5 protein-coding genes are annotated in these 4,718 nt (G+C 71.6%); 3 read left to right on the forward strand and 2 right to left on the reverse strand.

From position 1 onward, the window contains the following. Positions 1 to 375 (forward strand): class I SAM-dependent methyltransferase (locus tag ACM2XV_RS12505; RefSeq protein WP_487027157.1); only part of this gene is annotated, 375 nt, incomplete at its 5' end. A gap of 191 nt (positions 376 to 566) precedes the next feature. Here ACM2XV_RS12505 and ACM2XV_RS12510 read toward each other — a convergent pair. Together ACM2XV_RS12510 and ACM2XV_RS12515 are read right to left on the reverse strand one after the other, a co-directional pair. Beyond that, on the reverse strand, positions 567 to 1,592 hold the full coding sequence (locus ACM2XV_RS12510; RefSeq protein WP_487027158.1) for an o-succinylbenzoate synthase: 1,026 nt from the start codon (positions 1,590 to 1,592) through the stop codon (positions 567 to 569). After that, positions 1,592 to 3,085 (reverse strand): LCP family protein, encoded by a 1,494-nt coding sequence (locus ACM2XV_RS12515; RefSeq protein WP_344772673.1) that lies wholly within the window; start codon positions 3,083 to 3,085, stop codon positions 1,592 to 1,594. The genes ACM2XV_RS12510 and ACM2XV_RS12515 overlap by 1 nt, the downstream gene beginning before the upstream one ends. Before the next feature lie 84 nt (positions 3,086 to 3,169). Between ACM2XV_RS12515 and ACM2XV_RS12520 the strand changes: the two genes are divergently transcribed. Then, entirely contained in the window at positions 3,170 to 4,102 is a 933-nt protein-coding gene (locus ACM2XV_RS12520; RefSeq protein WP_487027159.1) for a 1,4-dihydroxy-2-naphthoyl-CoA synthase, read from the forward strand. Positions 4,103 to 4,214: 112 nt separating this feature from the next. Further along, positions 4,215 to 4,718 (forward strand): AMP-binding protein (locus tag ACM2XV_RS12525; RefSeq protein WP_487027160.1); only part of this gene is annotated, 504 nt, incomplete at its 3' end.

Raw genomic sequence — 4,718 nt, forward strand, 5'->3', positions numbered from 1 at the left:
CTGCCCGAGGCCCGGTTCTTCGAGGGCGCGGCCGAGCGGTTGCCGGTCGAGGATGCCGCGGCAGACCTCGTCACCTGCGTGACGGCCCTTCATCTCTTCGCCGACCCGCAGCTCGCGTTCGAGGAGTTCGCGCGCGTGCTCGCGCCCGAAGGGGTGCTCGTGACGGCCACCTTCGCCGCCGCGCCCGACCGCGGCCACGCGCAGGGCCACGGCGCGCCGACCACGCCTGGCTACGCCCCGAACCACGAGCCGTTCGAGACGCCGGAGGGACTCGCGGCGGCGGCCGCCCCGGCCGGCTTCGTCGTGACCCGCCACGAGATCCGCGAGCTCGACGGCGATCGCGTGCTGATCGCCGAGCTGGCACCGGTGGACTGAGCTTCGGTCGCGTCGAGACGCGCCGCTGCCGTGCGGCCGCCGTGTGTGGCTGCGGTGCGCGGCGGCCCCGGCGACACGAGATGGCCTCCAGGCCCGCGCCGCGGCCGTGCGGCGACATTAGACGCCGAAACACCGCGGGCGCAGCGGCACCTATTGTCGCCCGATCAGAGCCCGGCGCGCGGAAACGGCATCTACTGTCGCCGCGAGGGCAGCGTGAGCAGCGCGTGGCAGCGCTCGATGCGAGCGAGCCACCACGCGCGGCGCTCGGGCGAGGCGGCGTTCGCCTCGAGCAGAGCCTCGGTGGGCGCCACCCGACCGGCGGTGATCTGGCCGCGAGCGGGCAGCAGCGGGGCATCCGTCACGTCGCTCTCGAACAGCGCGGCGGTGCCGAGCCCGCAGTCGAACTCGAGCGCGGGCAGCGCGGCGGCGAGCGACGCGCCCATCGCGAGCCCGATCGACGTGTCGAGCGCGCTCGAGACGACGCACGGCAGCCCGGCCTCCGCGACGATGGCCAGCGCGGCGCGCACCCCGCCGAGCGGCTGCGCCTTGATCACGAGTACGTCGGCCGCGCCCGCCCGGGCGACGGCCAGCGGGTCACTCGCCTTGCGCACGCTCTCGTCGGCGGCGATCAGGATGCCGAGTCGAGAGACGCGCCGGCGCAGCTCGGCGAGCTCGTCGACGGTCGCGACCGGCTGCTCGACGTACTCGAGGTCGAACCGCTCGAGGGCGCGGATCGCATGCTCGGCCTCGTCGACGTTCCACAGCGCGTTGGCATCGACGCGGATGCGCCCCTCGGGGCCCAGCGCCTCGCGCACCGCAGCCACACGCGCGACGTCGTCGGCGAGCGACTGGCCGGGGTCGGCGACCTTCACCTTCGCGGTGCGGGCGCCGGGGAAGCGCGCGAGCACACCCGGCACCGCGTCGGCTGCGACGGCGGGGACCGTGGCGTTCACGGGGATCGACGAGCGCAGCAGCGCGGGCTGCGGCCCCCAGCCGTAGTCGTAGGCGGCGGCGAGCCAGGCGGATGCCTCGTCGTCGCCGTACTCCACGAAGGGGCTGAACTCGGTCCAGCCGTTCGGGCCCTCGAACACGGCGGCCTCTCGCACGGTGATGCCGCGGAACCGCGTCACCATCGGCAGGGCGACTACGCGCACACCGGCCAGCACCTCGCCGAGCTCAGGAAGAACGGGCGGAACGGCGGCCGACGCTGCACCCATCAGTTGATGCAGGTGGTCTTGTTGTAGTTCTTCGTCGACGCGCTCGGCGACGGCGCGGGCGCCTGCGACTTCGACGGCGAGCTCGACGAGCCCGAACCCGACGAGGTGCCGCCGCTCGAGGCATCCGACGCGCCCACCGGCATCTTGCCGTCGGTGCCGAGGATCACGGTGACGTGCTCGTAGTCGGAGGACTGCGCGACCGCAGCGCCGGGCAGGTGCGCGAGCACCGCCTTGGCCTGCGACTCGTCGCCCTTCGGGAAGTAGACGGTCGTGGTCTGCTGCGAGGCGGGCGCGTCGGTCGGCTGGCCGGTCTGGAAGCCGAGCGACTTGTAGGTCGCGAGTGCCGTGCTCGAGCCGCCCGCGGTGCCTGCGCCGTTCAGCACGTCGACCGTGACGGACGAGGGGTCGGCCGCCTTCGCCTCTGACACGCGCTGGGCTGCGGTCTTGCCGCCCGTGACGCTCGCCATGAAGTCGGGCAGCGCGTCGTAGTCGATCATGACGACCGACTGGCCGTTGATGGTCGCATAGGGGTCGGGCAGCAGGGGGATCGTGGCCGAGCGGATGCCCCCGCTCTTCAGGCCCTTGAGCTGGGTGGCGAGCGACAGCAGGTTGAGCTGATCGTCCATCTCGAGCGACGAACTGACCGCGCCGACGACCTTGTTGAGCTTGACGGGGTTCAGCAGCGTGCCGGCGGAGAGCATCTGCTGCGCCTCCATCGACAGGAAGTACTGCTGGCGAGCGGCGCGATCGAGGTCGCCGTTGGGCAGGCCGTGGCGCTGTCGCACGAACTGCAGGGCCTGCCGCGCGTCCAGTTTCTGGACGCCCGCGGGGAAGTCCGCCCCGGAGTACGGGTCGTTCACCGCGTTGTTGAGGCACACCGTGACGGGCCCGAGCGAGTTCGCGATGTTGTAGAAGCTGAGCAGGCTCACCTTGACGTAGTGGTTCACCGTGAGCCCGGTGAGGTTCTGGATCGTCTTGATCAGCAGCTTGACGCCCGCTGCGTCCTTCTGGTCGGCGGTGCCCGATGCGTCGTTCATGCCGTAGACGTAGGCCGCGTTCAGCTTGCCCTTGCCGTGGCCCGGAATCGACACGTACGAGTCGCGCGGGAACGAGATCAGGGTCGCCGACGACCCGTTCGCGGGCACGTGCAGCAGGATCATCGTGTCGGTGTTCGCGCTGCCGCCGTCATCGGTCGTCGACAGCTCGGCGTACTGCTCGGGCGTCATGTTGGCGGGGCGCTGGTCGTTCCCGATCAGCAGGATGTTCTGCGCGGTGCCCGGCTTGTCGTCGCCCACGACGCCGCCGATGCGGTGGATGCCGCTCGAGAAGTGCCAATAGGTGAAGCCCACGTAGCCGAAGCCGGCGACCAGCAGCAGGGCGAGACCCCCGGCGATGAACGCCATGGTGCGGCGGAAGCGCTTTCTGCGCGCGTCGGACCACTGCCGGGGCTTGTGCTCGGGCTCGTACAGAGGCAGATCGTCGTATCGGGTCACCAGCAGACAACGTACAGACACCCCCTGTGCGCGCGGTCTGCACACGCCCCGAACGGCGTGAAAGTCAGCCTTAAGGTGGAGGACATGGCCGACGCGCGCAGGGTTTCCGAGATCTTCGACGAGACGCAGTGGGCGGTCGCGCCCGGCTTCGACGAGCTGACCGACGTCACCTATCACCTCTCGACCGGCGACGGCATCGCCGGCCGGGTCGCCCGCATCGCCTTCAACCGGCCGGAGGTGCGCAACGCGTTCCGCCCGCACACGGTCGACGAGCTCTACGCGGCGCTCGAGGACGCGCGCACCGATCCGCGCGTCGGCGTGGTGCTGCTCACGGGCAACGGCCCGAGCCCGAAGGACGGCGGCTGGGCGTTCTGCTCGGGCGGCGACCAGCGCATCCGCGGCCGCGACGGCTACAAGTACAGCGACGACGAGGCATCCGTCTCGCCGGCGGGCGCCGCGCGCGCGGGCCGCCTGCACATCCTCGAGGTGCAGCGCCTCATCCGCTTCATGCCGAAGGTCGTCATCGCCGTCGTCCCCGGGTGGGCGGCCGGCGGCGGCCACTCGCTGCACGCCGTCGCGGATCTCACGATCGCGAGCGCCGAGCACGGGCGATTCAAGCAGACGGATGCCGATGTCGGCAGCTTCGACGCCGGCTACGGCTCGGCCTACTACGCGCGCCAGATCGGGCAGAAGCTCGCCCGCGAGGTGTTCTTCCTCGCGCAGGAGTACTCGGCTCAGCGCGCCTACGAGATGGGCGCTGTGAACGCCGTCGTGCCGCACGCCGAGCTCGAGGCGACGGCGCTCGAGTGGGCGCGCACCATCCTCGGCAAGTCGCCGACGGCGATCCGCATGCTGAAGTACGCCTTCAACGCGGTCGACGACGGGCTCGTCGGCCAGCAGCTCTTCGCCGGCGAGGCGACCCGCCTCGCCTACGGCACCGACGAGGCCGTCGAGGGCCGCGACGCCTTCCTCGAGAAGCGCGCGCCCGACTGGTCGCCCTTCCCGTGGCAGTTCTGATGGCACGCGCGATCGAGGGGTGCCGAGACGGGCTTTCGGCGCCGCATTCCCCCGTTTTCGCACGTCTCGCTGAGCGCGCGAGCGAGCAGCGATGACGCGCGAACTGAAACGGATGCCGGATTCCGATGTTCCGGCGCTGGTGGCGGCTCTGCGCGCGGCGCTCGACGGCACGGGCCCCGCGATCCTCCCCTTCGATGGTCGAGTAGGTCGCTCTGCGACCGTATCGAGACCCTCGCCTGACGAAGAAGTGCCCGACAACGTCGCCCTCGTGATCGAGACCTCGGGATCGACGGGCACCCCGAAGCGCGTCGGGCTCTCGGCATCCGCGCTGCTCGCGAGTGCGGCCGCGAGTGCCGATGCCGTCGGCGGCAAGGGGCAGTGGCTGCTCTGCTTGCCGGCGCACTACGTCGCGGGCACGAACGTCCTCGTGCGCTCGATCCATGCGGGCACCGAGCCGATCGTGATGGCCGGGGGGCACTTCGACGCGGCCGCCTTCGTCGCGGCATCCGCCCGGCTCAGCGCGCCCCAGCGCTACGCCTCCATCGTCCCGGTGCAGCTTGCGCGCCTCGTCGACGCCGCGGAAGCAGACGCCGCGGCGGCCGAGGCGCTGCGCCGA

This window comes from Gryllotalpicola sp. CP2-P1, from assembly GCF_057512245.1.